Below are 261 nucleotides of genomic sequence, written 5' to 3' on the forward strand. Positions count from 1 at the left end.
GGCGGCTAAAGCCGCACGTTCGTTTTTCCTCCCCCGGCTAAAGCACGGGGGTTTCCAAACGTATCGGAGGTTATCATTATGACAATAGCAGTGGGACGCGCACAGACAGAGCGAGGATGGTTTGACGTCCTCGACGACTGGCTGAAGCGCGATCGCTTCGTCTTCATCGGCTGGTCTGGCCTGTTGTTATTCCCCTGCGCCTACTTGGCGATCGGGGGCTGGCTGACCGGCACCACCTTCGTTACCTCCTGGTACACCCAC

At 58.6% G+C, this 261-nt stretch carries 1 pseudogene; it reads left to right on the forward strand.

Going from position 1 to position 261, the window contains the following annotated elements:
- Window positions 1-78: 78 nt before the first annotated feature.
- Window positions 79-261, forward strand: a pseudogene (locus LKK83_RS00595) (photosystem II D2 protein (photosystem q(a) protein)); the annotation flags it as partial.

Source organism: Phormidium sp. CCY1219 (assembly GCF_035615515.1).
Lineage (GTDB): Bacteria > Cyanobacteriota > Cyanobacteriia > Cyanobacteriales > Laspinemataceae > CCY1219.